The sequence below is a fragment of the Bradyrhizobium sp. USDA 4516 genome, assembly GCF_054055915.1.
The window spans coordinates 3,945,945-3,971,145 of record NZ_JBSRXT010000001.1; the positions used below are offsets into that span (position 1 = coordinate 3,945,945).

Genomic DNA, 25,201 nt, shown 5'->3' on the forward strand with positions numbered 1-25,201 from the left:
CGGGACACACCGCGTGATCCGGGAGGGGACATTCTGACATGAATATGGTCGTCGACCGCTCTGCGCCGCCGTCGCAATTGCTGCTCGCGCTCGAGGTGCGCGGGATCTGGGAGCTGCAGGCGTTCTTCGCAAGCTATCCGCTGCTTCGCCGCGCGCCGCGCGGGGACGGACATCCGGTCCTCGTCTTGCCGGGGCTCTCCGCCAGCGATATCTCGACGCGACCGTTGCGCGCCTACCTGAAGGCGCAAGGCTATGCGGTCCACGGCTGGAAGCTCGGACCCAATCGCGGACCGCGTCCCGGCGTCGAGGCTGCCATGGACGCAAGGCTGGCCGAGCTCGCCGAGCGATACGGTCGCAAGGTCAGCCTGATCGGCTGGAGCCTCGGCGGTGTGTTTGCGCGCGAGATTGCACGGCGCGCGCCCGATCTGGTCCGCCAGGTGATCACGCTCGGCAGCCCGTTCGCCAATGAGCCGAAGGCAAGCAATGCCTGGCGTCTCTACGAGATCCTGAGCGAGCGCCAGGTCGACGACTGGCCCGACAGGGACATCATGAAGTTGCCGCCGCCGGTACCGAGCACGGCGATCTACTCACGCACCGACGGCATCGTCTCGTGGTGGGGGTGCCGCGAGCAGCATGCCGAGCGGACACAGAACATCGAGGTCGAAGGCAGTCATTGCGGGCTCGGGCACAATCCGGCCGTGCTCTATGCGATCGCGGACCGCCTCGCGCTCGGGGAGGATGAATGGTCGCCATTCGACCGCAGCGGTCTTCGCGGCATGGTGTACCCGGATCCGGATCGAGCCGATGACAGCGCCGCCCTGTTCCGGCCGCGCTGGGCGGCCGCCTGACGCGCAGTCCACGGGACGGCGTTTCGCCGCCGCCAGCCAAGTACCGCAAGGAGGACGTCGATGGGGACCGATGACAGGCAATCCGACACAGCCGGCACGGGAGCGATGCCGTGGCTCGGGGACCTGAAGAAAATGGCCGAAAAGTTCACGCTGCCCGGGTTCGATATTGCTGCCCTGGTCGAGTGGCAGCGCAAGGACATGGAGGCGTTGGTCGAGGCCAACAGACAGGCCTACGAAGGCGTCCAGGCGCTGGTCAGCCGGCGCAACGAGATCCTGCAAGAGACGCTCGCGCAGTGGCAGGCGGCGATGCAGGGCTTCGCAAGCGGTGAAGCTATGACGAAGCAGACGGAGACTGCCAAGCAGCAGGTCGAGAAGGCGGTCGCGGATTTCCGCGAGCTGTCGCAGCTGGAAGCGCAGGCGCGCAACAACGCCTGGAAGGTCATGCAGGACCGCATGCAGGAGAACTTCGCGAACCTTCAGAAGCTGTTGCAGCCGAAATAGCGCTGCGCGTGTGAGGCGTAAACCATCGGGGGAAAGCCATGAGTCTGGCCAAGTTGCAGGACTTGACGGGGCGCGTTGCGCTCGTCACGGGCGGATCGCGGGGTCTCGGTCTTCAGATCGCCGAGGTGCTGGGCGAACTCGGCGCCAAGGTCGCGATCACCGCGCGAAAGCGGGATGAGCTTGATGCCGCGGCTGCTCACCTCAAGGGGCTTGGCATCGAGGCGCTTCCGGTGGTGTGCGATATGGGCAGGCTGGAGACAATCCCGCCGATGATCGAGCAGGTCGTGGCCGCGCTGGGCCCGATCGACATCCTCGTCAACAATGCCGGTACGTCCTGGGGCGCCGCCACGATCGAGCATACGCTCGACGGCTGGAACAAGGTGATCAACCTGAATGTGACCGCGATCTTCGTCGCCACCCAGGAGGTCGGCCGGCGCTGCATGGTACCGCGGCGGAGCGGAAAAGTGATCAACATCGCCTCGATCCAGGGCCTCACCGGCTGCTATCCGGAAGGCACCCCGACGCTGGCCTACAACGCGAGCAAGGGCGCGGTCGTCAACCTGACCCGCACGCTTGCCAATGAATGGGCGCCGCTCGGCATCAACGTCAACGCGATCGCGCCAGGTTATTTCCCGACCAAGATGACCGCACAGCTCGACCAGAGCGCGACCGCGCATATGGCGCCGATGAATCGCGAGGGTGGCCCGGAGGACCTCAAGGGCGTCGCCGCGCTGCTCGCCTCCGATGCCTGTGCATTCATCACCGGCCAGACCATTGCGGTCGATGGCGGCGTGACCGCCGTCTGATCCGCAAGACCATAGAAGGGAGAGATCTCATGAACGATATGCCCTGGATCCGATCCTATCCCGACGGCGTGCGTTGGGACGTCGAGATAGCTCCCGGACCAGTGCAGAAGATATTGGGCGACGCCGTTGCCAAATGGCCGGATCGTCCCGCGATCGATTTCATGGGCAAGCGGATCACCTATGCCGAGCTCGGGCGGCTCACCGATCGTGTGGCCAAGGGCCTGCAGCTCCTCGGCGTCAAGCCGGGCGTCCATGTCGGCCTCTATCTGCCCAACACGCCGCACTACATCATCTCGTTTTTCGGCATCCTCAAGGCAGGCGGCACGGCGGTGAACTATTCGCCGCTGGACGCTGCCAAGGTGCTCGAACACAAGATCGAGGACAGCAAGACCGATATCCTGATCACGCTCGACATGGTTTCGCTCTATCCGCAGATGGCGGCGATGCTGGGCAAGACAAGATTGAAGAAGCTGGTGGTCGGGTCGCTCGGCGAGATCACGGCTGACCCCGACACCGTCGTCAACCAGATGAAGGCGGCCAAGCAGCTGAGCGACGTCGCCTGGGACGATCATCACATCAGCTTCGGCCAGCTGACGCACAATGATGGTGTCTACCAGGCCTATCCGATCGATAATCCGCGCGAGACCATCGCCGTGCTGCAATACACCGGCGGGACGACGGGGCTGCCGAAGGGGGCGATGCTCACCCACGCCAATCTGACCAGCGCGTGCCAGCAGTACCGGGCGACGACGGCCGGCTCGCCACCGGTGCTGGTCGACGGGCAGGAGCGCTTCCTGGCAGTGTTGCCGCCGTTCCACATCTATGCGCTTTCTGTGAATGTGCTGTTCGGCGTCCTGATGGGCGCGGAAATCATCCAGCATGTCCGCTTCGATCCAAAGGCCGCGCTGGAGGAAATCTCGACCAAGTCGGTCAGTGTCTTCTGCGGGGTGCCAACCATGTTCACCGCGCTGATCAACCATCCGGAGACGCCGAAGCATAGCTTGCGCGCGCTGAAATATTGCGGATCCGGCGGCGCGCCGTTGCCGCTCGAGGTGGCGCAGCAATTCGCCTCGATCACCGGCTGCAATTTGAGCGAAGGCTGGGGCATGACCGAGACCTCGCCGAGCGGCACCTACACGCCGGCGCAGCACGGCGCCATGCGCAAGGCCGGCTCCTGCGGCATGCCGATGCCCGGAATCGTCATCAAGTTCCTCAATGTCGACGACAGCAGCAGCTATGTGCCGCTCGGCGAACGCGGCGAGATCTGCATCAAGGGCCCGAATGTGATGAAGGGCTACTGGAACAAGCCGGACGCGACGGCCGAGGTGACTACCGCGGACGGGTACATGCGCACGGGCGACGTCGGCTACATGGATGAGGATGGCTTCATCTTCATCGTGGACCGCACCAAGGACATGCTGCTGTGCAGCGGCTACAACGTGTATCCGCGCGTGCTCGAAGAGGCGATCTACAAATATCCGGCGGTCGAGGAGGTCGCCGTGATCGGCATCCGCGACGAGTATCGCGGCCAGTCGCCGAAGGCCTTCATCAAGCTGAAGGCGGATGCCAAGCCGTTCAAGCTGGAAGAGCTGCAGGCGTTCCTGAAGGACAAGCTCGGCAAGCACGAGATGGTGCAGGCGCTCGAAATCCGCGCCGAACTGCCGAAGACCGCGGTCGGAAAGCTATCGAAGAAGGAGCTGTACGACGAGGAGGAGCGCGCCGCCCGGGCGCAGGCCTGAGATCGCCTGCGCGAACCGGATCGGCAGCGGCGGACAGGTGTCGCGCCTGGGCAATGACCGCGACGCGCCAGATATCGGCACGCCGTCATCAAGACGGCGATCGCCGTCACAACGTCAAGGGAGGGAAGAATGGATCAACTCAGCAGCATGGATGCATCGTTCCTGCATCTCGAAACGCCGGAGACGCCGATGCATGTCGGCAGCCTGATGATCTTCGATCTCCCCGAGGGTTATCAGGGCGACTACTACGAGGATGTCAAGGAGATGCTCGGCAAGCGTCTCCATCTCTCGGCATTGCTGAACCGCAAACTGGCGCAGATGCCGTTCCAGCTCGCCGAGCCGGTCTGGACCGAGGACGATGATATCGAGCTCGATTACCACGTGCGGACCGTCACCTTGCGGCGTCCAGGCACCATGGCGCAGCTCGAGCAACTGGTCGCGCGGCTGCATGCCTCGCTGCTCGATCGCAGCCGTCCGCTGTGGGAGATGTATGTCATCGATGGCCTCGAGAACGGCCAGGTCGCGTTCTACACCAAGGCGCATCACAGCGGCGTCGACGGCAAGGCCGGTGTGGAGCTCGCCAAGGTGCTCTATGATGTCTCGCCCAAGATGCGCGAGGTGCCGCCGCCACGGCGCAAGCGCGCCTCCGGGCAATACCAGCTCGGCGTGACCGAGCTACTGCAGGCGGCGGCCAACAATGCGGCCCAGCAATACCGCAAGCTCGCGGAGCTGCTGCCGACGGCGGCCAAGGCGCTCGGCACCGCCGCCACCGTGATGGCCAGCCAGCGCTCACAGAAGGGGGAGCGCTCGCTCAGCCTTGGACTGGCTCCGAAGACGGTGTTCAACGATTCCATCACCAACCAGCGCTCCTACAGCACGATGTCGCTGCCACTTGCCGACATCAAGGTCCTGGGCAAACGTGTCGGCGGCACCGTCAACACCATCGTCATGGCGATGTGCAGCATCGCGCTGCAACGCTTTCTCGCCGAGCGCGGCCTGCTGCCCAAGGAAGCCCTGATCGCGATGGTGCCAGTCAGCCTGCGTGCCGAAGGCGACAAGGCGATGAACAACCAGGTCTCGGCGGTACGCGTCGACCTGGCGACCGATATCGATGACCTGCCGACCCGGTTCAAGGCAATCCACGCGTCATCCGAGGCGGCCAAGGCAGTCGTGCGCGAGCTCAAGCCGGTGCTCGGCGTCGATGTGCCGATCACGGGGTCGCCGTGGCTGATGACGGGGCTCGCCTCGCTGCTTGGCCGCTCCAACCTCGCCAGCCGCATGCCGGCAGCGGGCAACGTGCTGATCTCCAACGTGCCGGGACCGGGGCAGCACCTCTACATGGCCGGCGCACGGATGGTGCATTATTTCCCGGTTTCGATCCCCTATCACGGCAGCGCGCTGAACATCACGGTGCACAGCTATGCGGGACTGCTTGAGTTCGGTCTGACCGCATGCCGGCGCGTGCTCTCGCAGGACGAGTCCTACGAGATGATCGAGCACCTGCGCGCCGCCCTGCGCGAGATCGAGGCTCTGCCGTCGGTCGAGGCCGAGATCGTCGAGCTGCAACCTGCGGCTCAAGCGAAGGCGCCATCCGCGACCGCGGCGTCGGTGACGGTCATCCAGACCGACGAGGTGCCACCGGCCGCCGCAAACGACAAGGCGAGCCGGGCCAGCTAGGCGCGGAGGCCTTCAACGCTTCACATCGCCGGAGCCGGGACGCCACCGCGGTCTCCCGCCCGGCGCCGGAATCAAAAGAACATTTGGAGGAAACTAGGATGCACCCACCCGCCGCAAAGGGATCGCTGTCGGTATTGGAAAGTCCGGCGCATAAATCCCTGTTCTCGAAGATCGATTGGCGCCTGATCCCGCTTCTGCTGATCGCCTACATGATCGCCTATCTCGATCGCATCAATATCGGCTACGCGCAGCTGCAGATGAAGCAGACATTACCGTTCGACGATGCGGTCTACGGTCTCGGCGCGGGCATCTTCTTCGTCGGATATTTTCTGTTCGAGGTGCCGAGCAACCTGCTGCTGGAGAGGATCGGCGCGCGCAAGACCCTGCTGCGCATCATGGTGCTGTGGGGACTCGCGGCATCCGCCATGATGTTCGTGTCGACGCCGTTCCAGTTCTATGTCGTCCGGTTCCTGCTCGGCGTGTTCGAGGCTGGCTTCTTTCCCGGCGTAATCCTGTACTTCACCTATTGGTATCCGTCGGCGCGGCGCGGGCAGGTGATCGCCACCTTCATGTCGGCGACAACGATCGTGTCCGTGATCGCCGGTCCCTTGTGCGGCTCGATCCTGAAGTATTTCGACGGTGCCGGCGGCCTTCATGGCTGGCAGTGGCTGTTCCTCGTCCAGGGTCTGCCGGCGCTGATACTCGGCATCCTGGTCTACGTCCTGCTCGAGGACAAGCCCGCGCAGGCCGCGTGGCTCTCGAAGGACGAGAAAGCCCTGCTCGAGGACACCTTCCAGCACGATGAGAAGGACATCGAGAGCGAACCCTCGGGAACGTTCGGGCAGATGCTCAGGGACCCCAAGGTCTATGTGTTGTCGTTCGTCTATCTGCTGCTGCTCGGCGCGACCTACACGATGGTGTTCTGGATGCCGACCCTGATCCAGAGCTGGGGCGTCAAGGATTTGTTCCTTGTCGGTGTTTATGCCGCGATCCCGAATGCCGCCGGCGTCATCGGCATGATCCTGATCGGCCGTCACTCCGACAAGTGGCACGAGCGCCGCTGGCACTATGCCGCCTGCGTCGCGATCGCCGCGTTCGGCCTGTTCGTCACGACGATGCTGCAGGGCAACCTCGTCGGATCGATCCTTGCGCTGTCCTTTGCGGTGATCGGCATTGCGTCGGCGACGCCGCTGTTCTTCGCGCTGACCAGCGAATACCTCTCCACCGGTGCCGCCGCCGGCGGGCTTGCACTGATCAGCAGCCTTGGAAACCTAGGCCCGGCCATCAGCCCCTCGATCAACGGCCTGATCGTGCGGAGTACCGGCGACAACATCTACAGCATGTACTTCGTGATGGCGCTCTACGTGCTGTCGGGATTGCTGTTGCTGCTGTCGATGCGGCCTGCGCCCAGTGCGCGCCTGGCGATGGCGTGAGGACGAAACGAGCGGCCCGGCCCGCACGGAGCCGGGTCGCTCGACGCTCCGCGGGAATGCTGCCGGTGATCGAGCGAATATTGGGACACATGCGATGAGGATCGTTCTGCTGGGGCCGCCTGGCGCGGGCAAGGGAACACAGGCGAAGCACCTGGTCGAGGAGTACGACATACCGCACCTTTCGACCGGCGACATGCTGCGTGCTGCGGTTGACGCGGACACCAGTATCGGACGGAAAGTCAAGGATACCATGGTGAGGGGTGGGCTCGTTCCCGATCAGCTCGTGATCGCCGCGGTGATCGAACGCATCTCGCAAGCCGATGCCAAGCATGGCTTTGTGCTCGACGGCTTCCCGCGAACGATGGCCCAGGCGGTCGGCCTCGACGATCTGCTCGATACCGAGGGTCTTGCGATCGACCATGTCGTCGAGCTCAAGGCCGACGAGACGGTGTTGCTGGACCGGATCGAGACGCGGGCCCGCGAGGCGAGAGCGCAAGGTGGCGCGGTGCGCGCCGACGACAATCACGAGACGCTCAAGCTGCGTATCGATGCCTATAACGAGCAGACCGCGCCGCTGGTCGACTACTACCGATCGCGAAACATCCTTCGAACCGTCGACGGACTGCAGCCGGTCGATGCGGTCGCCTTCGCCGTCGTCAAGGCGATCGGCCAAGATCGGTCGGTGATGTGATGCCGACGACGCAAAGTCGCGACCCTCGGCTGTCCGGCTATCCCGACCGGATCGAGGTGCTGGAGCCATTGCGCAAGTCGCTTGGCGAGGTGAAGGAGACGGCCGACCAGTTCGAGCAGGCCCAGCTGTTGTTGCGGGCGATCGAACGGTTCTCGCGCAGATATGCTGCCGACCGGAACTGCGGCGGTGCACCCGCCGAGCTGGCGCGGCGGCGGCTTGTCGCACGCGCCGTTCGTGGATTGCGCAGAACCGTTCTGGCAACGAAGGGAGGCGCCTCATGTCGGCGAGCGGAAATGAAGGTCAATGCGCGCTGGTGACCGGAGCATCGGGCGGCATTGGGCTCGAGCTCGCGCGCGTGCTCGCGGCCAATGGCCTCAGCCTCGTGCTGCTGGCGCGCAGCCGCGACAAGCTGCAGAAGCTCGCGCGCGAGCTCGAGGCAAGTCATGGCGCCAAGGTGACCATCGTGGCCGCCGATCTGAGCGAGCCGGCGGCGCCGCAGGCGGTGTTCGATTCGCTTGACGACGCCGGCGTGCGGGTCGACCTGCTGGTGAACAATGCCGGTCTCTTGCTCGAAGGACGCGTCGGCACAATCGGCCTCGACGATCAGTTGCGGCTGCTGCAGGTCAATGTCGTGGCCATGACGGCATTGACCCGTCTGTTCCTCGCGCCGATGCTCGAGCGCAACAGTGGACGGATCCTGAACGTTGCGTCGGTCGCGGCCTTCATGCCGGTGCCGAATCTTGCGGTCTATGCCGCGTCAAAGGCCTATGTGCTGTCGTTCGGCGAGGCGTTGTCGCAGGAGTTGAGCGGCAGCAAGATCACGCTGACGACATTGTGTCCCGGCGTGACGGACACCGGAATGGTCCAGGGCACCAATCTCGGCAACATGCCAAGCATGATGATCATGGATGCGAAGACCGTCGCACAGGAGGGCTACCGCGCCTGCATGGCAGGCAAGCCGGTGCATGTCGCAGGGCTTGCCAACGAGCTGGCGGTCCAATGGATCAAGTATCAGCCGAGTTGGCTGCTGCGGGCCATCGGCGGTGTGTTCGGAAAGGCCGCACCGCCGAACTGACGTTTCGTGCTAGCCGGCAATGCACGGCTGCACGGGCCATTCTTGACCATCAACAACGGACGCTACCCATGGGACGTGACGAGCAGACCGTCGAACCACCCTCGCTCGCGCTGCTTGCCGCGGAAGGGCGCGGCTTTCTCGACATCCCGGCGCTGATTGCCGTGGCGGCGCCGCTTCTGGCGACCGCGCCGCGGGGGCAACGCCATCCGGTGATGGTTCTGCCCGGGTTGGGCGCCGATGACCGGTCGACCTTGGCCATCCGCTCATTCCTCGAGTTCCTCGGCTATCAGGTTCATGGATGGGGCCGCGGCCGCAATGTGCGCGCGCCAGACGCCGACCTTGCCGCCGTGGTGGCGCGAGTCCTCGAACTCGAAAAGCAGGGCGGCTCGAAGGTCAGCCTGGTCGGCTGGAGCCGTGGCGGCATCATTGCGCGCGAGGTTGCCCGGCAAATCCCCGCGGCGGTGCGGATGGTCATCACGCTCGGCAGTCCTTTCGCGGCGCCGGGGGCGAGCAATGTTCGCGCGATCTGGCGGCTTCTGACCGGCCAGAAATACCAGCCGCCGACGGCCGAACGGATCAGCCGCCTCGCGCAACCGATTCCCGTGCCGTCAACATCGATCTATACCCGCACCGATGGCGTGGTGGCGTGGCGCGCCTGCCTGGAGCAGGAGGGCGGAGAGCGCGAGAACGTCGAAGTGAACACGACGCATTTGGGGCTTGGCTTTCACGCGCCGGCGCTGTGGGTGATTGCCGATCGCCTCGCCCAGCCGGCGGGAACCTGGAAGCCGTTTTCGTGCGCCTCCGCAGGTCGGAATCTGGTTTCCGACAGCGACGCGCCGCGATTGAGATCGAAAGGGCGCAGCTGCCTGAGGCTACCGCGCAGCGCTTCCCGGTGACCGCATCTCGGCGACCATCATCCGCAGCAGCTGCATTGCGGCGGGCGGCAGCGTGCGTCCCTGACGGGAGACCACGTGGGTGCGGCCACGATGCAGCAGCGCGTTCTTCATCGGGAGCGCCACCACCTTGGCGGCATCAGCCTCCGTCATCGCAAGGCGCGACGCCAGCGCATAACCAAGTCCGGCGGTCACGTAATGGGCGAGCGCATCGAACGAGGCGGTCGTGAACGCGAAATTGAGGCGAACGCCTTCGCTGATCTCGGCGGCCTGGACATGCTGGCGCAGGCCGAAATTCGGATGCATCGCGGCGCCTGGGTAAGGCGCGAGGTCGGCGAGCCTGAGCGGCCGGCCCAGCTGGGTCAGCGGGTGCCCGCGCGGTACGATAGCCTTGATCGGGTGCGGCTGCGAATGATGCGAGCGCAGCCGATCGTCGCGAGGCGGATTGAACAGGACGCCGATATGCGCGCGTTCTCCCACGACTTGCTGGACGATCTCGTCGGTACTGCCGATGTCGAGGCTGATCGTGATCTTCGGGTGGCTTTGCATGAAGCGGCACAGGCTGCTCTTGGCCAGCCAGTCGACATAACCTTCGCCCGTCACGAGATCGATATGACCCGACTCAACTTTGCGAATGCTGTCTATCTGCGCCAGCAGCGCCCGTCGTTCGCCCTGCTGGCGCTGCAGGTAGGCGGCCAGCAGTTGGCCGGCGTCGGTCGGCGCGACGCCGCGGCCCCGTCGTTCGAGCAGGCGCGCGCCACATTCCTTCTCGAGCAGGCCTAGCGCCCGGCTGACCGCAGAGGCGTCCATGCCGAGCGCGCCGGCGGCGCCGCGCACGGAGCCGCTATTGAGCACTTCCATGAAATAGTGCAGTCGGCGCGGCTCCAGCTTCGCATTCATCGGCATGGTCCTGATCGTTGCAAGTCGCGCAACGAATATTCAATGGCATGGCCATTTATGCAAGTGCGTGAATGTGGGCGCGCGACAACGGATCAGCGTCGGAAATCGTATTCGCGATCCGGGATTGGCCGGCTCGCTCGCGCCCGCAGGTTTCGGCGAACTTCAAGGCGATCCTGCCGTGGCGGACCGTTGAGCCTTGGCGGTTTGGCATGGCGTCGAGACAGGATCGTCTGGATTTTTTCCCAGACGCTTCCAGCCTTCGGAACAGCGAAAACTCGAAGATTCGAACGTGTCGCCTGAAGTCCTGCCAAGATTTCCGACGTGACCGGCGGCGGCCCCTCCCTCGTCGAACCAGGATCGTCTCTTCAAGTCCGTTGCATAAGCAATGTGTCGCTTGGCGCAGTATCTGTCCGGACTTCGTCCGCAGATCAGCCGCTTGCTCCAATCTGGCGGAACATCTCATGTCGCGCAATCGTGCCTTGACTCACTGAGTGCGGCGAGCAGGGCGCTCCACGCAAAGGTGATAGAAAAGTTGTCCATAACAACACAGACAGATTGTCCGTTGTCGTTCGTTGCTCCTTCTGGATCGCCGGCATTGTTGCACACCGGAAATGGTCCATCTATTGCTCGGAACGCTTTCGATCGCGTCACGAAGTTGATTGTTTTGCGATGACAGATATTCGAATACTCACCGCAGAGCCAGGAGCGATCGAAGTGGCTATCTGCGCGCGTTGGCGCGTCAATTCATTTTCAATGCTTCGTACTTCCTTCGAGGAAGAGCTAAGATCATTGCAACAATTTGCTGCCGATCGGAGCCTTGGCGTGCTGCTCGTCGCGAAAGCAGATGGTGCGCCGATAGGCGCCTGCCTTTTGGTTGAGTCCGAGTTCGAGCCGAATCACGATGTCGCACCATGGCTCACAGGTCTGTTCGTTGTCCCCGAACATCGCAATGAAGGAGTGGGCACCATCTTGGTGCGGGCGATTGAGGATCAAGCGCGGCAGCGCGGATTTTCGCGGCTAAACCTCTATACGTCAGAGGCAACCGGCTTCTATGCGCGGCTCGGATGGTCGACCGCCGATCGCACCAATTGGAGGGGCGTCGATGCAACTCTCATGGTTCGAGATCTATGAAGCGACCTCACGGGCTTTGGGTTCGGCAGTCGCGCCACCCTCCTCGAGGCATCGACAATCCGCCGACGGTAGGTGCCTCGGAGAGGCCCCTGGTCCCAACTTGTCCGCCGCAAGGGACAAAATGTCTGCCTTAAAGGCGGCCATCGCGCTCTAATTCATTGAATTTGCGTCGTCTTGGGGTTTGGCGTGCTCTTTGCTCTGGGAGTGATCGGGTCAATGATCGTATGGCCGCTCGGTCCGGGTTGATCCGGGCGCGACCATCGTTTGAGGACTGTCAAATGGCGCTCGCGCGAGATCCCGATGGTCAGTATGAGGTTCACCGTCATGGAATCTTTTTCGTGATGTACAAGGATAATTCCGAGGTCACGTGCATGATCGCGCGCAGAGCTCTCAACGTGATGCGCGTTCGGTTTCATCCCATTCCAAGCGCGGAGGAATTCTTCCTTAAGCGTCGAGCGCGAATCGAACGCGCCGCCAGCGACAAGTTTGAAAACCGTCAGTCCAGCGCCACCCGCGTGGTTTCGCTCGATCGGTTCGACGTGGATTTCTGAGCCAAACTCAGCTTTATAAATGATGCTACAACTCGACAAAGCGGCCGCGTTCCCTGCTCCGTCACAGGGAAGTCCTCCCGGATACAAAGCATCGATGTCCACAGCGACCAGGTCCGGTTGGTGGACACTCGGCGTGCTCTCGGGCATTTCCCGAGCCAATCCAATTGTTCGATGGTCAAAGTATCTGCTCCGGCCTGCCCGCGGCAGCGAAACTCGGACTAGCGCAGCTTTGCAGTCCGGGCGTGAGAAGCAGCCCCGGATGTCGGGGAGGCTGCAATGATCGTGCGCTCCAAGCCCGGCTTCTGGGACGTTGCGTTTGCCGTCAATGGATCGATCTTGCCGCGGATCGCGCCGCATCTGGTCGCGATTGCTCTGATCAGTGTGTTGGCGATTTTTGCTGCCATGGAGCATCCGGGCATCTTCGCGCGCATCAGTGCGGTTCCGTTCACGCTGATCGGCATAGCGCTGTCGGTCTTCATGAGCTTCCGAAACAGCACATGTTACACCCGCTGGTGGGAGGGACGCGAACTCTGGGGCAAGCTGATCATCGCCAGCCGCTCGTTCGCGCGTCAGATCTCCACCCTCGAAGACGACGACCGGCGCGTCCTGCTCCGCGGCCTGTGCGGCTTTTGCTGCGGGCTAACGGCACGCCTTCGGGGTGAAGACGAAGTGGCGGCAATCAAACCGTGGAGTGAGATCGACGCTGCTTCAGGCGGTCCCAACCCCACCAATGCCGTGCTCAACCAGATCGGGCTGCATTGTTTGATGCTGATGAAGCGGGATCGGATCGAGCCGATCCACTACGCCGTTCTGGAAGGGCAACTCACCGCGCTTTCCGACGTCCAGGGCGGTTGCGAGCGCATCGCGTCCACCCCGGTGCCATTCGCCTATTCGCTGCTGCTGCATCGGACCGCGCTGATCTTCTGCGTGACGTTGCCGTTCGCGCTTGCCGGATCGCTCGATTGGTGGACGCTGCTGCCCGTCCTGCTCGTCGCCTACACCTTCTTCGGTCTCGACGCGCTTGGCCATCAGCTTGAGGCACCCTTCGGGTTGGAGCCGAATGCGCTCCCGCTTGACGCAATGAGACGAGCCCTCGAGCGCGAGCTGCTCGCTCTGCTCGGTGAGCGCGATCTGCCCGCTCCCATGGAGCCTGTTCAGAATGTGCTGATGTAATGCTAAACAAGTGGCATAGCGCATGCTGACGGCGCGGTGGCGTCAGGGCTTGTCGCGCAGACGGACGCGACATGCCTCGCGTGGAGGGCGCGACCCTGGCCTGGGGTAGTCTAAGGGTGGCCGGGGCCGCGCTTACTCCGCGCTGGCGTACCGAATGTCATTCAATGCTCAACGGCACGGAAGGTGCCGAAAGTAACGGCTCCCGCCGGAAAGGGCGAAGTGCGCTCTAATCACTTCAACGATTCAGTGTGGGGTGGCGGCGGGTCGCCAGGAAAGATCATTGGACCAGACGTAGATGGCTATGGCTGCCAGACATAAGGCGATACCGATCCAGAAAATGGGAGAATGATGGATTGGTCGCCGATCTCTCAAGGCGCGCTTCATCTCGATTTCCTCATTGGCGCGAACAATCAACGAGTTTCAACTCACGTGAGGTTAAACGAAAGCGGCGTTGAAGTCATTTGTCATCACGTGGCCCACGCCGTTCATTGCGTCAGGCAAATGTCTGTCGGCGCTGAACCCATCCCACGCCCAATAGTAACGCGTTCAGGCTGGTTGGCATCGGCGCCGCGCCGGCGCGGCAGTTGTCGGCGGACAACTTGGCCAAATCTGTCGTGACAAATTGTCCATTGCCGGTAGCCAAGACGGCCTAACTCATTGATATGACGATGCGCTCAGACTGGCACGCCTGTTGCTAACCTTTCCTCGATGCACGTTTCACTGTTGGGCAAAAGAAGGAGATGAAAGTGAACTGGGATCGCATCGAAGGAAACTGGAAGGCTGCAAAGGGTGCGCTCAAGGCAACATGGGGGAAGCTGACCGACAACGACATTGATGTCATCAACGGTGACAGAGAGCGGTTGGAGGGCAAGCTGCAAGATCTCTACGGCATTGACAAAAACCAGGTCCGCAAAGAGGTCGACAAGTGGGCCAAGGAAGCAAATTGGGATTGATCCCGATTGATTGACCCCGACGGATCCATGGCTGCTGCGAAGCGGTATCGATGCCCGATTGTTCGTAGAGCTCGCGCGCGATTGGACGCCGAACGCCATCACAACAGGTCGCTGCGCAGCGCTGATCGGCGGAGTGCGGCTTCAAGACTCTCTTGGACTGCGGAGATCTGCGCCTCGACGAGTGTGCCAATCTACGACAGGATACATGAGGAGATACAATGTCGAAGGACCACGACAAGGCGTCGCACGGATCGCAGGACGCGCGACGTCACAAGATCGATCATCAAACGCGAAACGAGTGGCTTCACAGAGACGCGGGCCTTCAGGATGCGTGGCGTGCTTCCGGCATGACGCGCGACGACTTCATCCGGCACAACGAAGGTCTGATCGACAAGGTGATCGTCGCCAACCTCGATTAGGATCGATAAAGCGAGCCGGAAACGCGGCCCAGCGTGCTGCGGGTGATCTTATTCAGGTCACTCAGCTGAAGACCCTACTGAAGATCTGGCAATTGCGGAGTTGATTTATGTTGGACGGTAAGCCGCGCTTCAAGACGTATCATCATCCCGCCGGCGGTTGGGGTGCCGCCGCAGCGACTGCAAAGATTCTTCTCGAGCAGAGTGTGGTGACGAAGGGATCGCGCGCGCTTCTGTCGATGAACCAGCCCGGCGGATTCAAGTGCTCGAGTTGCGCGTTTCCCGACGCGGAATGCAAGAAAACGCTCGATTTCTGCGAGAACGGCGCCAAGGCGTTGGCGTTTGAGGCAACGAAGTTTCGGGTCACACGAGAGTTCTTTGAACGGCACACCGTGTCCGAACTCATGGAGCGGCCGGACTACTGGCTCGAGATGCAAGGACGTTTGACGGAGCCGATGCGCTATGATTCATCGTCGGATCGCTACGTGCCTTGCAGCTGGGACGACGCGTTCGCCCTGATCGGCAAGCATTTGCGGGCTCTTGAAAGTCCGCACCAGGCCGAATTCTATACATCCGGCCGCACACCCAACGAAGCGGCGTTTCTCTACTCGATATTTGTCCGGGAGTTCGGAACCAACAATTTCCCCGACTGCTCGAACATGTGCCACGAGCCGACCAGCCGGGGCTTGCCGCCCTCGATCGGTGTCGGGAAGGGCACCGTTATCCTCGATGATTTCGAGCACGCTGAAGCGATTTTCGTCATCGGGCAGAACACCGGAACGAATTCGCCGCGGATGATGAGCAATCTGGTCGAAGCGAGCAAGCGCGGGGTTCCGATCGTGGCCGTCAATCCGATGCCCGAACGTGCATTGGTGCGCTTCGCCGATCCGCAGGATGTCATTCAGATGGCAACGCTCGGTTCAACCAAGATTGCCAGCGAGTTCGTTCATGTCCGCATCGGCGGTGACCTCGCCTTCCTCAAGGGGGTCATGAAGGTCATTTTCGAACGCGAGGAATCCGGCGAGAAGATCGTCGACTGGAAGTTTATCCGCGAGCATACCGTCGGCCTCGATGCGGTCCGGGACGACGCGATGGCGCAGACATGGCCGGAATTGGAGAGGGCCTCCGGGCTTGAGGAATCGCAGATCCGGCGATGCGCCGAAATCTACATTCGCTCGCGCGCGACGATCATTTGCTACGGGATGGGGATCACGCAGCACCAGGAGGGGTCGCGGCTGGTGCAGCAGCTGGTCAATCTGCTCCTGCTCAAGGGCAATTTCGGCAAGCCGGGCGCCGGAATATCGCCCATTCGCGGTCATTCCAATGTGCAGGGAGACCGTACCGTCGGGATCGACGAACAGCCGAGCCAGGACTATCTCGATCGCGTTCGCGACGTCTTTGGGTTCGAGCCCCCGCGCGAACATGGTCATCATACCATTGAGTCCGTCGCCGCGATGCAGGCGGGGACGGCGAAGGTCTTCATCGGCCTCGGCGGCAATTTCGTTCGTGCCGTGCCCGATACCGAACGGTCGTACGCGGCGATGCGAAAGCTCGCGCTGACGGTCGCCATTACCACCAAGCTGAATCGCGGACATTTGGTTCATGGTCGTGACGCCTTGATGCTGCCCGTCATCGCGCGTTCGGAGATCATCCGGACGGCAGCCGGTGAGCAGTTCGTGACGATCGAAGACTCGATGTCAAACGTCACCGCGTCTCGCGGCGTGTTGCAACCGGCGAGCCCGCATCTCCTGCCCGAGGTGGAAATCGTCTGCCGGATCGCGCAAGCGACGTTGCCGAACAGCAAGGTCGACTGGAGAAGCTACAGCGAGGATTACTGCTTGATCCGCGACAAGATCGCGGAGGTCTATCCGGAGATCTACAGCGACTTCTCCGAGCGGATCGAAAGCCCGAGAGGCTTTCACCTCGACGTGCCGCCGCGCGAACTGGTCTGGCCGACGCCGAACGGCAAGGCGAACTTTTTGCTTCTGCCGGGTCTGGAAGTGAACGCATCCGTTTCAGATCCCGACATGCTGCGACTGGCAACCATTCGCTCGCACGATCAATTCAACACGACGATCTACAGCAACAACGACCGCTATCGCGGTGTCTACAATGACCGAATGGTTCTGTTCATGAACGCCGAGGACCGCGCGGCGCGAGGGCTCGAGGACGGCTCGGGCATTGCGCTCGAGACGATCAGCGATGATGGCATACAGCGGCGCGTGAGTGGACTGAGGGTGTTGGACTATCCGATGCCGCGCGGATCGGTTGCGGGATATTACCCCGAGCTCAATCCGCTGCTGCCTCTCGACTACTACGACAAGATCAGCGGGACGCCGGCAGCCAAGTCCATTCCGGTGCGAGTTGTTGCCGCTTGTCGGCCGGATGCCGGAGACGAAGTGCCGGGACGCATATCCTGAGGCAAGGAGGGGACATTGCTGGACAATCTCGATGCGGTGATTCTGGCACGTGCCCAGTTTGCGTTCACCGTCTCGTTCCATTTCATATTTCCATCTTTCTCGATCGGGCTTGCGAGTTATCTGATGGTGCTCGAGGCGTTGTGGCTCAAGACGGGGCAAGGCGTTTATGCCAACCTGTTCCGCTACTGGCTGAAGATCTTCGCCGTTGTGTTCGGCATGGGCGTCGTCTCGGGGGTGGTGCTCTCATATCAGTTCGGTACGAATTGGTCGGTATTCTCCACGCGAGCCGGGCCGATCATCGGGCCGCTGATGGCGTATGAGGTGATGACGGCCTTCTTTCTGGAGGCCGGCTTCCTCGGCGTCATGCTGTTCGGCATGAGCAAGGTCGGGAAAGGCCTTCATTTCTTCGCAACGTGCATGGTCGCGCTTGGCACACTGATCTCGGCAACCTGGATCATTGCCGTGAACAGTTGGATGCAGACGCCGGCGGGATTCGTGATCAATGCGAAGGACCAGTTTGTGCCCGCCGGATCCTGGATCCCGATCATCTTCACCGCCAGTTTTCCGTATCGCCTCGTTCACACCGTGATCGCGGCCTATCTGACGACGGCGTTCGTGGTTGGCGGTGTGGGCGCCTGGCATCTGCTGCGAGACCGCAGCAATGCCGGCGCACGCAAGATGTTTTCGATGGCGATGTGGATGGCCGCGATCGTGACTCCGATCCAAATTCTCGCGGGTGATGCCCATGGCCTCAACACGCTGGAACACCAGCCCGCCAAGGTCCTCGCCATGGAAGGGCACTACGAACCCAGCCCCGATGGCGCGTCGCTTATCCTCTTCGGCTTCCCCAGCAACGAGACAGCGCAGGTCCATCATAAGCTCGAAGTGCCTCGCCTGGGGTCACTGATCCTCAAACACGATCCGGATGCACCTTTACCGGGACTCAGCGACTTTCCGCGGGATCAATGGCCGCCGGTACCGATTGTGTTCTGGTCGTTCCGGATCATGGTCGGCCTTGGATTTGCGATGCTCGCTGTCGGTATCTGGAGCCTGCTCGCGCGTTTCCGGGGAATGCTCTACGACTGGGCCTGGTTGCATCGCGCGTGCGTCGTTCTCGGACCGGCCGGCTTTGTCGCTGTGATCGCTGGATGGGTGACGACGGAGGTCGGTCGGCAACCTTTCACGGTCTATGGACTGTTACGAACGGCGGAATCACATTCGCCGCTGGCTGCGCCGGCTGTGGCGGCCTCCCTTGTCGCTTTCGTGCTGGTGTATTTCGCAGCGTTCGGCGCTGGCACCTATTATCTCCTGCGCCTGATGGCGAAGCCGCCCGCGCCGGGTGAGAAGGAGCCGCCCAAGGTGCCGCAGCGTGCCGCAGGCATTACGCCGGCGGGCAGTGTCGGCGTGCCTCTGACTGCGGCGGAGTGAGGCCATGTCCAGCATCGACCTTACGACCTTCTGGGCTGCGATTATCGGACTTGCGGTGATGGCCTACGTCGTCATGGACGGGTTCGACCTTGGCATCGGAATTCTGTTCCCGAGCTTTGCGGTCGGCGACGAGCGCGACCAGGCCATGAATTCGATCGCGCCGGTCTGGGACGGCAACGAGACGTGGCTGGTGATGGGCGGCGGCGGTCTGCTGGCGGCGTTTCCGCTCGCCTATGCGATCATCCTTCCAGCCACCTATCCGTTGATGATCGCCATGCTGCTTGGGCTCGTCTTCCGCGGCGTCGCCTTTGAGTTCCGCTGGCGCGATCCAGGGCATCGGCCATTATGGGACATTGCGTTCTGGTTGGGCTCCCTGGTGGCGGCCTTTGCGCAAGGTGTTACTCTCGGGGCAATTCTGCAGGGTATCCACGTTGTCAATGATGCCTATGCCGGCGGCTGGCTCGACTGGCTAAGCCAATTCAGCATTCTGACCGGCGTCGCGGTTGTGATCGGCTATGCGCTGCTCGGCGCAACGTGGCTGATCTGGAAGACGGAGGGGACGAGCCAACGTCACGCGCGCCGTGCCGCCTTCTGGCTCGGCGCCGGTACGCTTCTGGCGCTGGGGGCCGTCAGCGCGGTGACGCCGTTTCTCGATTATGACTACTGGCGGCGGTGGTTCGCAATGCCCGGCGTCTTGTTGACGGCCCAGGTGCCGCTGTTGGTGCTGATCTGCGCGGTAACCTTCTTCTGGAGTCTGAAGCGAGAGTTCGAGCGGTTGCCGTTCCTCATGGCGCTAGCACTCTTCCTGCTGAGCTTCATCGGGCTCGGAATCAGCATCTATCCTTACGCTGTTCCACGCGCGATTACGATCTGGGATGCCGCGGCACCGGTCGAAAGCCAGTTGTTCATGCTGGTGGGCGCCTGCGTGATTATTCCGCTCATCCTCGCATACACAGGCTGGGCGTACTGGGTGTTTCGCGGCAAGGCCGGCACCGCAGGGTATCACTGATGCAGGCCCGGCTTCCGCTATGGCAACGGCTCGATGGCCGCGATCTGGATCGCAAGCGTTGTGGCGGTCGGCCTCGTCTCGGGCGTGATCAGACTGTGGTTACGTTAAATCAGTTCCGGTCAGCCGGGTCATTTGACCGCCTCGTTTGTCGCGGAGCCGCAGGTTCCGTCGGAAAGCACCGCAGTCTCTGGCACGTTCCTGCATGACACATGCATGAATAGCGAACTGACCGCGCTCTGGACAATCGTGCTTTCGTTCTGGCAGCGAAGCGTCTTGGACCTAACCGTCGGACACTTCATGGTTTCGATCGTCATTCTCGCGATCGCAGTGCTGATCCGGCGGCTTTTCAGCCGCTTTATCGTCTCCCGTATCCACTCCTGGTCGTCGAGCAAGGTCGGCCTCAACCGCACGATCGTCGAGGCACTTGCTCCGCCGATTCAGTTTATTCCGATCGTCCTGGCCGTATTTATTATCGGCGAATGCGTGCTGACCAATCAGAGGCTCAAGGAGGGGCTCCTCCAGATTGATCGTTCGTTGACCGCATTCACAATCTTCTGGGCACTGTTCGAGGTGATCGGGCCCCTATGCGCGGTTCTGGATGGCCGGACGCCGATCTTCAGTCAGGCCATGATCGGCTGGACGGTCAGGGTCGGACGCGCCATCATCGTGGCGCTCGGTGCGACCGCCGTCCTGGAGGTCTGGGGCATTCACGTCGGGCCCGTACTGGCGAGCTTCGGCCTCGTCGGCGTCGCGGTGGCGCTGGGCGCCCAGAATCTGTTCAAGAATCTGATCTCCGGGATCTTCATCATTGGCGAGCAGCGCTTTCGGAACGGCGATTGGATCCTCGCCGAGGGCATCGTCGAGGGAACGGTGGAAACCATTGGTCTGCGGACAACGAAAGTCCGCCGGTTCGATCAAGCACCCGTATTCGTTCCGAATTCGTATTTGGCGGACAATGCCGTCACCAACTTCTCGCAGATGAGGTTTCGCCGCATTTCCTGGATCATCGGCCTCGATTACAGCACGACGATCGGCTAGCTCCGCGATGTCCGTGATGCAATCGAGGCGTACATCCTCGGCAGTCAAGATTTCGTTCATCCTCCTGAAGCCGTCGCGTTCGTACGTGTCGACAAGTTCAATGAATCGTCGATCGATGTCATGGTCTATTGCTTCACCCGCACCACGGTCTGGGGTGACTGGCTGAAGATCAAGGAGGAGCTGGCGTATGCCATCAAGGCGATCGTGAAAAAGGCGGGATCTGATTTCGCCTTTCCAAGTCAGTCGCTCTACGTGGAGGCCGTCCCGACAGGGATCGAGCTTTTTCCTCACAATACGGCGCCGAGCGTGTGCACCGTTGCGGCGACAGGCCAAAGCACAAACACCTGCACGGAATCGACGATCTACGGCGGTATCACCATGAAGTTCTGATCCACCTGTGTTCGTTCCTTCCTGGTGGACAAATAAGCGCCGCAGTGCTCCCGCGGCGCTTATTTCTGATCTGCAACGTCGCTGTTTCCGCCTTGTCGTATCTGGTCGGCCTGCCGGCACTAACTGTGCCGTGAAACCTTCTTTTATAAACTGGCGTGATCGTGAAGTCCTGACGTCCAAAAGTTGACAATCGATCGTGGGCCGCAAGCGCTGCGGTTCTGCGCCGCAACGTAACAGAGCGAGACTACGTTGTCGGGTCAAGGCGCGCGGACATCTGCTAGGCACTTGGGCTACACTGCATCAGGCCCTCTGTTCAGACCGTAAAAATCGGCAGGAGAGGGTTATGTGGACTCGAACTCGATACCGACATTTGACGGTCGACCGTTTCTCGGACGAGGCTCTGCGCGAACCCTATCCGATCTACGCCGCGCTGCGGAGCAGGGGGCGGTCGTCCGCATTCGGGATCCCGACGTTTACGCAATTGGCGGCCTTATTGACGTGCGAGATGCGCTGCGAGCAGACGACGTTCTGCTAAGCGGTTACGGAGTCGGCTTTAGGGACGCGCTCAATACGCCGCGGGGCCGAATCTCGTTCAGTCGGACGGCGAGCTTCACAGGCGGCAGCTGCGCTCAGAGCTCCTGCGTCCGCTGACGCCGGCGCAGCTGAAGAAGGTGCGGCCGCTGTTGCGCGAGATGGTCGACGCCAAGATCGCTGGCTTGGTCGGTGCCGATACAGTCGATGGGATGGCGGAGATGGCACGCTTTCTCCCGCTGAATGGCGTCGCCCATCTCGTCGGGCTGCTGCCGGACGGCCGCGATCATATGTTGGAATGGGCACTTCGTTCAACGCGAGGCGTGAGGCGGATGGAGAAGCGCGGGCCTATATGTGCGGGCATACGGTCGAGCAGCTGCGCGAGGCCGGGCGGCTGACTCGTGCCGAAGCAATCGGCGCCGTGAGGGCCTACGTGCTGCCCAGTCATGACACGGCAATCCTGGCAAAGGGCCACCTCCTGTACAACTTGGCGACTAATCACGATCAGTGTGCGCTGCTCCGCAGTAACCCCAAAATGACCACCTCCGCCGTCTTGGTAGGAGTACGCCACAGTTCGGCCATCCACTGGTTTTTGCGTCTTGCGGCTAGCGATTACGCGGTGCGTGCCGACATCCGTCCCGCCGGCGCGCGCGTCATTTTGCTCTACGGTTGCGCCAATCGCGACGAATGCCGCTATCCGTTACCGGATCCCTTCGACATTGCGCGAGACGCGCGCGATCATCTCGCATGGGGCATCGGTGCGCATATGTGTATCGGCATGCATCTCGCGCGTATCGAGATGGAGGTCACGCCCGGGGCGCTGGTCGATCACGTCGAAACGATCGAGGTAGATCCGCCATTCATCGGCACAAACAAGTGTCTTTACGGATTCGAATGGCTTCCGCTGAGGCTCCGGTAACGCTCCGACTGCAACGCTGTCAGCGATACGGCTGAGCGTCGAACGAACCCGGCTGGCGTCCGGCGATCAATAAACGCCCCGTCAACCCCGCACTGCACACCGTTCGATTGAAGGTTCACAAGAGACCAGCCGCAATGCGCGAATGGGAATCCCCATAACGACTATGAATAAAGGCAAGTAGGACTATCAATTTGCCAGAGGGCTTGATCCGTCCGATTCATTTGTCGGCTGCAGTCGAAAATATGAGCAGCGCGAACGCAGGAGTAGATGAATGAAGATGTCCAAGTTGAAGTTGTTGTTCAGCGTCGCTTTCCTCGGCCTTGTATTCATTTCGGCACAAGCGTCGGCTCAGCAGACTTCAGATGGCGCTCAAGCAGCGACCACCGACACGAGCGCGACCACGTAGGCAAACGTCCCCAATTAAAGCTGAATATCTAGCTCGAAGGAGAAGTGGAATGGGACAAAATATATGACAGACATTAAGCTCATGGCTCCAGCAGTACATTCTCTCGACAGCTTTTCGCTGTCGGTTCCCGATGTTAAAGAGGCGCAACGCTACTACGAAGCGTTCGGCCTCGATGTCAGGAGCGAAAGCGGCCTCCTGACGCTGAGGACTTTCGGTGACGACCATATCTGGGCCTACCTCCGCGAAGGGCCTGCCAAGAAGCTGCTGTCGATCCGAGTGGGGATATACGACCGCGACCGCGAGGCCCTTGCGTCCCGAATCGATGACGTCCGCATCGCGCCTGCAGATGGCGAAGTGAACGGGCTCTGGTGCCAGGCACCGGATGGGCTGCCTATTGAACTTGCCGTCGCCGCCAAGTCGTCTCCGGACCACAAGCCGCCGTTCGGTCTTCCCTCCGGCTTCGCCCAGGGACGCGGCGCGGCGCCCCGGAGTAAGTGCAACACCGTCCGGCCACGGCGGCTCGCGCACATCGCTCTCTTCACACCGGACGTATCGGCCGCGATACGCTTCTATACTGAACGCCTTGGCCTGCGGCTTTCGGATCGTTCTGGCGACGACGTCGCATTTCTTCACGGGCCGCATGGCAGCGACCATCATCTCGTCGCGTTCGCGCGCTCGTCACATGTCGGGCTGCACCACTCAAGCTGGGATGTCTCGAGCTTCAGTGACGTCGGCATGGGGGCAATGCAGATGGCGCAGGCGGGCTATGCAGCCGGATGGGGGCTCGGTCGGCATGTCCTTGGTTCAAACTACTTCCACTATGTTCGCGATCCATGGGGCAGCTACGCGGAATATTCGGCGGACATGGACTTCATTCCAGCCGACACCAGCTGGGTTGCCGGAGACCACCCGCCTGAGGACAGCTTCTTCCAGTGGGGCCCTCCACCTCCTGATGACATGGCTCGAAACTACGAACTTCCTTAGCGGCGCGCATCTTACGAAGCCGCGTCGATATGGCGTGCCTCGGCTGTAAACGCGAAAGACGCTGCAGTTGCTGCAATTCGGTTGGATACTATCCTGAGAGTCCGACTCAAAAAGCCAGCAGCATTTTCAGGGTTTGGCGAGACGTCTGATCAGGAGCCTGAGATGGGCGACGAGAAGCCAGGCCCGGTCGGTGGCGGCGGAGCCTTCGAAGTCTCTTGCAAGGCGTTGGCATCTGCCGAATCAGGCGAAGGTGCGCTCGACAACCAAGCGCCTCGGCAAGAGCTGGAAGCCCCTGATCCCATGCGGCCGCTCTACAATCTCGATTGCCCACGGCCCGCAATGGGAGAGTGCGTCGACAACCTAGCTGACCGCGGTAAATGCGGTCGGCAAAGACATGCCGAAGTCGAGGGAAGCGCTCCCTCAACTGTTCCAGCAAAAGGCACGGCACAGACATCCTGAACATGGCTGGATGAACTTGACCGGCCAACAGGATCCCATTGGTATCCGTGACGATGTGCCACGTGCGACCATAGAGGCGTTTGCCAGCGCCAGATCCGCGTGGCCCGCCGGCCTGCGTCGTCGAAGCGGTTGGCTGTCGATAACGGCAGTCGTGGCTTCGGCTTGCGCCCAAGCTCCTGCCTCGCTGGCCGGACCAGGGCTCTGACGATCCTGCGCCACCTACCAGTGTCGCGCTAGGCATAAAAATAGCCTTGGACCGTCGAATACGGCGGGAACTCGCTTGGCAGAGCTCGCCATTCGCAGCCGGTGGACCTAATGTAGAAGATTGCCTGCACGATCTCGCGCAAATCGATCTGACGCGGTCTCCCCAGCCGTCGGCGCGGCGGCATCTTCCGGGCAGTCAACGCCCACTCCGCATCGTTCAGGCGTGACGTATCCTCGTCTTACGTGCGGGGCGCTGGCGCCGGAACATCGCCGCGATCATCTTCGGCACATACACGGCGACCGCGGTGGCCAACGTCATCATGCCGAACACGACGGCGCCGGCGAGCGGGACGGACTTCTCGGCAAGCGCCGCCAGCCAGTCGAGGAAGCTCTTGGCCTTGTCGATGGCATCCTGCTTCAGATGCGCCCAGAGCACGCCGATTTCGTTGCCGAGATGCTCGACGCCCTTGCCGACAGCATTGAGGCTATTCCGCATCGCCGTCTCCGGAGCGTACAGAATCTTGTCAGCCTGATTTACTATGTTCGAACCCGGCACGACGCGGAGCCAATCGTGTTGCCTATGTCGCGCTAGAGAGACCGATCGATTCTCGATAGGGGCAACGTCA

27 protein-coding genes and 1 pseudogene are annotated in these 25,201 nt (G+C 61.8%); 24 read left to right on the forward strand and 4 right to left on the reverse strand.

Features of this window, described 5'->3' with window-relative positions:
• Positions 1 to 38: 38 nt before the first annotated feature.
• From ACVI1L_RS18235 to ACVI1L_RS18280, 10 genes are all read left to right on the forward strand, one after another.
• Positions 39 to 848, forward strand: coding sequence for an esterase/lipase family protein (locus ACVI1L_RS18235; protein WP_057016379.1), 810 nt, complete (start codon positions 39 to 41; stop codon positions 846 to 848).
• 60 nt (positions 849 to 908) lie between these two features.
• Positions 909 to 1,349: a phasin family protein gene (gene phaP, locus ACVI1L_RS18240; protein ID WP_229189854.1), complete on the forward strand. Its 441-nt coding sequence runs from the start codon at positions 909 to 911 to the stop codon at positions 1,347 to 1,349.
• A gap of 38 nt (positions 1,350 to 1,387) precedes the next feature.
• Positions 1,388 to 2,155 carry an SDR family oxidoreductase gene (locus tag ACVI1L_RS18245; protein ID WP_057016377.1) on the forward strand — a complete coding sequence of 256 codons (768 nt, stop codon included), beginning with the start codon at positions 1,388 to 1,390 and terminating at the stop codon, positions 2,153 to 2,155.
• Positions 2,156 to 2,184: 29 nt separating this feature from the next.
• A complete protein-coding gene (locus ACVI1L_RS18250) occupies positions 2,185 to 3,894 on the forward strand; it encodes a long-chain-fatty-acid--CoA ligase (RefSeq protein WP_076825167.1) in 1,710 nt (569 codons plus the stop codon).
• A gap of 129 nt (positions 3,895 to 4,023) precedes the next feature.
• The gene (locus tag ACVI1L_RS18255) at positions 4,024 to 5,571 is read left to right on the forward strand and encodes a WS/DGAT/MGAT family O-acyltransferase (RefSeq protein WP_083714891.1); all 1,548 of its coding nucleotides are present in this window, start codon (positions 4,024 to 4,026) and stop codon (positions 5,569 to 5,571) included.
• A 98-nt stretch (positions 5,572 to 5,669) separates the two neighbouring features.
• Complete coding sequence (locus ACVI1L_RS18260) at positions 5,670 to 7,004, forward strand: MFS transporter (RefSeq protein WP_076825165.1); 1,335 nt, start codon at positions 5,670 to 5,672, stop codon at positions 7,002 to 7,004.
• A 94-nt stretch (positions 7,005 to 7,098) separates the two neighbouring features.
• Entirely contained in the window at positions 7,099 to 7,695 is a 597-nt protein-coding gene (locus tag ACVI1L_RS18265; RefSeq protein WP_076825163.1) for an adenylate kinase, read from the forward strand.
• On the forward strand, positions 7,695 to 8,012 hold the full coding sequence (locus ACVI1L_RS18270; protein WP_076825161.1) for a hypothetical protein: 318 nt from the start codon (positions 7,695 to 7,697) through the stop codon (positions 8,010 to 8,012). Before ACVI1L_RS18265 ends, ACVI1L_RS18270 begins: the two co-directional genes overlap by 1 nt.
• Entirely contained in the window at positions 7,973 to 8,770 is a 798-nt protein-coding gene (locus tag ACVI1L_RS18275) for an SDR family NAD(P)-dependent oxidoreductase (RefSeq protein ID WP_456783413.1), read from the forward strand. The genes ACVI1L_RS18270 and ACVI1L_RS18275 overlap by 40 nt, the downstream gene beginning before the upstream one ends.
• Before the next feature lie 68 nt (positions 8,771 to 8,838).
• Positions 8,839 to 9,666, forward strand: a complete 828-nt coding sequence (locus ACVI1L_RS18280; RefSeq protein WP_456783414.1) for an esterase/lipase family protein — start codon at positions 8,839 to 8,841, stop codon at positions 9,664 to 9,666.
• Here the strand turns inward: ACVI1L_RS18280 and ACVI1L_RS18285 are convergent.
• Positions 9,643 to 10,569: a LysR family transcriptional regulator gene (locus ACVI1L_RS18285; RefSeq protein WP_456783415.1), complete on the reverse strand. Its 927-nt coding sequence runs from the start codon at positions 10,567 to 10,569 to the stop codon at positions 9,643 to 9,645. The genes ACVI1L_RS18280 and ACVI1L_RS18285 overlap by 24 nt on opposite strands.
• Here ACVI1L_RS18285 and ACVI1L_RS18290 point away from each other — a divergent pair.
• The 11 genes from ACVI1L_RS18290 (at position 10,568) to ACVI1L_RS18340 (ending at position 21,072) form a co-directional block, all read left to right on the forward strand.
• A complete protein-coding gene (locus tag ACVI1L_RS18290) occupies positions 10,568 to 10,756 on the forward strand; it encodes a hypothetical protein (protein WP_156436135.1) in 189 nt (62 codons plus the stop codon). The genes ACVI1L_RS18285 and ACVI1L_RS18290 overlap by 2 nt on opposite strands.
• Positions 10,757 to 11,118: 362 nt before the next feature.
• Positions 11,119 to 11,694 carry a GNAT family N-acetyltransferase gene (locus ACVI1L_RS18295; protein WP_456783416.1) on the forward strand — a complete coding sequence of 192 codons (576 nt, stop codon included), beginning with the start codon at positions 11,119 to 11,121 and terminating at the stop codon, positions 11,692 to 11,694.
• Between the two features lie 278 nt (positions 11,695 to 11,972).
• Positions 11,973 to 12,245: a DUF1488 family protein gene (locus ACVI1L_RS18300; RefSeq protein ID WP_456783417.1), complete on the forward strand. Its 273-nt coding sequence runs from the start codon at positions 11,973 to 11,975 to the stop codon at positions 12,243 to 12,245.
• 276 nt (positions 12,246 to 12,521) lie between these two features.
• The gene (locus tag ACVI1L_RS18305; RefSeq protein ID WP_456783418.1) at positions 12,522 to 13,418 is read left to right on the forward strand and encodes a bestrophin family protein; all 897 of its coding nucleotides are present in this window, start codon (positions 12,522 to 12,524) and stop codon (positions 13,416 to 13,418) included.
• 746 nt (positions 13,419 to 14,164) lie between these two features.
• On the forward strand, positions 14,165 to 14,371 hold the full coding sequence (locus tag ACVI1L_RS18310) for a CsbD family protein (RefSeq protein WP_172648750.1): 207 nt from the start codon (positions 14,165 to 14,167) through the stop codon (positions 14,369 to 14,371).
• A 218-nt stretch (positions 14,372 to 14,589) separates the two neighbouring features.
• Positions 14,590 to 14,790, forward strand: coding sequence for a hypothetical protein (locus tag ACVI1L_RS18315; RefSeq protein WP_456783419.1), 201 nt, complete (start codon positions 14,590 to 14,592; stop codon positions 14,788 to 14,790).
• 107 nt (positions 14,791 to 14,897) lie between these two features.
• Positions 14,898 to 17,207, forward strand: a complete 2,310-nt coding sequence (locus ACVI1L_RS18320; RefSeq protein ID WP_456783420.1) for an FdhF/YdeP family oxidoreductase — start codon at positions 14,898 to 14,900, stop codon at positions 17,205 to 17,207.
• A gap of 15 nt (positions 17,208 to 17,222) precedes the next feature.
• The gene (locus tag ACVI1L_RS18325; protein WP_456783421.1) at positions 17,223 to 18,635 is read left to right on the forward strand and encodes a cytochrome ubiquinol oxidase subunit I; all 1,413 of its coding nucleotides are present in this window, start codon (positions 17,223 to 17,225) and stop codon (positions 18,633 to 18,635) included.
• A gap of 4 nt (positions 18,636 to 18,639) precedes the next feature.
• Entirely contained in the window at positions 18,640 to 19,644 is a 1,005-nt protein-coding gene (cydB, locus tag ACVI1L_RS18330; RefSeq protein WP_456783422.1) for a cytochrome d ubiquinol oxidase subunit II, read from the forward strand.
• A 213-nt stretch (positions 19,645 to 19,857) separates the two neighbouring features.
• Positions 19,858 to 20,682, forward strand: a complete 825-nt coding sequence (locus ACVI1L_RS18335) for a mechanosensitive ion channel family protein (protein WP_456783423.1) — start codon at positions 19,858 to 19,860, stop codon at positions 20,680 to 20,682.
• A 33-nt stretch (positions 20,683 to 20,715) separates the two neighbouring features.
• Positions 20,716 to 21,072 (forward strand): hypothetical protein, encoded by a 357-nt coding sequence (locus tag ACVI1L_RS18340; RefSeq protein ID WP_456785566.1) that lies wholly within the window; start codon positions 20,716 to 20,718, stop codon positions 21,070 to 21,072.
• 629 nt (positions 21,073 to 21,701) lie between these two features.
• On the opposite strand, the gene ACVI1L_RS18345 is transcribed toward ACVI1L_RS18340, so the two are convergent.
• A complete protein-coding gene (locus ACVI1L_RS18345) occupies positions 21,702 to 21,893 on the reverse strand; it encodes a hypothetical protein (protein WP_456783424.1) in 192 nt (63 codons plus the stop codon).
• 8 nt (positions 21,894 to 21,901) lie between these two features.
• Between ACVI1L_RS18345 and ACVI1L_RS18350 the strand changes: the two genes are divergently transcribed.
• The 3 genes from ACVI1L_RS18350 (at position 21,902) to ACVI1L_RS18360 (ending at position 23,912) form a co-directional block, all read left to right on the forward strand.
• Entirely contained in the window at positions 21,902 to 22,522 is a 621-nt protein-coding gene (locus tag ACVI1L_RS18350; protein WP_456783425.1) for a cytochrome P450, read from the forward strand.
• A gap of 271 nt (positions 22,523 to 22,793) precedes the next feature.
• Entirely contained in the window at positions 22,794 to 22,928 is a 135-nt protein-coding gene (locus tag ACVI1L_RS18355; protein WP_456783426.1) for a hypothetical protein, read from the forward strand.
• A 63-nt stretch (positions 22,929 to 22,991) separates the two neighbouring features.
• Positions 22,992 to 23,912, forward strand: a complete 921-nt coding sequence (locus ACVI1L_RS18360; RefSeq protein ID WP_456783427.1) for a VOC family protein — start codon at positions 22,992 to 22,994, stop codon at positions 23,910 to 23,912.
• 126 nt (positions 23,913 to 24,038) lie between these two features.
• On the opposite strand, the pseudogene ACVI1L_RS18365 reads toward ACVI1L_RS18360, so the two are convergent.
• A pseudogene (locus ACVI1L_RS18365) lies at positions 24,039 to 24,796 on the reverse strand (IS5 family transposase).
• Entirely contained in the window at positions 24,793 to 25,071 is a 279-nt protein-coding gene (locus ACVI1L_RS18370; RefSeq protein WP_456783428.1) for a hypothetical protein, read from the reverse strand. The pseudogene ACVI1L_RS18365 and the gene ACVI1L_RS18370 overlap by 4 nt, the downstream one beginning before the upstream one ends.
• Positions 25,072 to 25,201: the final 130 nt, after the last annotated feature.

Excerpts from the sequence above, each read along its gene's own strand:
- ACVI1L_RS18260 (WP_076825165.1), top strand. The coding sequence starts at position 5,670 with ATGCACCCACCCGCCGCAAAGGGATCGCTGTCGGTATTGGAAAGTCCG.
- ACVI1L_RS18245 (WP_057016377.1), top strand. The coding sequence starts at position 1,388 with ATGAGTCTGGCCAAGTTGCAGGACTTGACGGGGCGCGTTGCGCTCGTC.
- ACVI1L_RS18350 (WP_456783425.1), top strand. The coding sequence starts at position 21,902 with ATGGGCACTTCGTTCAACGCGAGGCGTGAGGCGGATGGAGAAGCGCGG.
- ACVI1L_RS18255 (WP_083714891.1), top strand. The coding sequence starts at position 4,024 with ATGGATCAACTCAGCAGCATGGATGCATCGTTCCTGCATCTCGAAACG.
- ACVI1L_RS18285 (WP_456783415.1), bottom strand. The coding sequence starts at position 10,569 with ATGCCGATGAATGCGAAGCTGGAGCCGCGCCGACTGCACTATTTCATG.
- ACVI1L_RS18235 (WP_057016379.1), top strand. The coding sequence starts at position 39 with ATGAATATGGTCGTCGACCGCTCTGCGCCGCCGTCGCAATTGCTGCTC.
- ACVI1L_RS18355 (WP_456783426.1), top strand. The coding sequence starts at position 22,794 with ATGAAGATGTCCAAGTTGAAGTTGTTGTTCAGCGTCGCTTTCCTCGGC.
- ACVI1L_RS18370 (WP_456783428.1), bottom strand. The coding sequence starts at position 25,071 with ATGCGGAATAGCCTCAATGCTGTCGGCAAGGGCGTCGAGCATCTCGGC.
- ACVI1L_RS18335 (WP_456783423.1), top strand. The coding sequence starts at position 19,858 with ATGAATAGCGAACTGACCGCGCTCTGGACAATCGTGCTTTCGTTCTGG.
- ACVI1L_RS18270 (WP_076825161.1), top strand. The coding sequence starts at position 7,695 with ATGCCGACGACGCAAAGTCGCGACCCTCGGCTGTCCGGCTATCCCGAC.
- ACVI1L_RS18290 (WP_156436135.1), top strand. The coding sequence starts at position 10,568 with ATGGTCCTGATCGTTGCAAGTCGCGCAACGAATATTCAATGGCATGGC.
- ACVI1L_RS18280 (WP_456783414.1), top strand. The coding sequence starts at position 8,839 with ATGGGACGTGACGAGCAGACCGTCGAACCACCCTCGCTCGCGCTGCTT.
- ACVI1L_RS18360 (WP_456783427.1), top strand. The coding sequence starts at position 22,992 with ATGACAGACATTAAGCTCATGGCTCCAGCAGTACATTCTCTCGACAGC.
- ACVI1L_RS18250 (WP_076825167.1), top strand. The coding sequence starts at position 2,185 with ATGAACGATATGCCCTGGATCCGATCCTATCCCGACGGCGTGCGTTGG.
- ACVI1L_RS18265 (WP_076825163.1), top strand. The coding sequence starts at position 7,099 with ATGAGGATCGTTCTGCTGGGGCCGCCTGGCGCGGGCAAGGGAACACAG.
- ACVI1L_RS18300 (WP_456783417.1), top strand. The coding sequence starts at position 11,973 with ATGGCGCTCGCGCGAGATCCCGATGGTCAGTATGAGGTTCACCGTCAT.
- ACVI1L_RS18305 (WP_456783418.1), top strand. The coding sequence starts at position 12,522 with ATGATCGTGCGCTCCAAGCCCGGCTTCTGGGACGTTGCGTTTGCCGTC.
- ACVI1L_RS18275 (WP_456783413.1), top strand. The coding sequence starts at position 7,973 with ATGTCGGCGAGCGGAAATGAAGGTCAATGCGCGCTGGTGACCGGAGCA.
- phaP (WP_229189854.1), top strand. The coding sequence starts at position 909 with ATGGGGACCGATGACAGGCAATCCGACACAGCCGGCACGGGAGCGATG.
- ACVI1L_RS18320 (WP_456783420.1), top strand. The coding sequence starts at position 14,898 with ATGTTGGACGGTAAGCCGCGCTTCAAGACGTATCATCATCCCGCCGGC.
- ACVI1L_RS18315 (WP_456783419.1), top strand. The coding sequence starts at position 14,590 with ATGTCGAAGGACCACGACAAGGCGTCGCACGGATCGCAGGACGCGCGA.
- ACVI1L_RS18345 (WP_456783424.1), bottom strand. The coding sequence starts at position 21,893 with ATGATCGCGGCCGTCCGGCAGCAGCCCGACGAGATGGGCGACGCCATT.
- cydB (WP_456783422.1), top strand. The coding sequence starts at position 18,640 with ATGTCCAGCATCGACCTTACGACCTTCTGGGCTGCGATTATCGGACTT.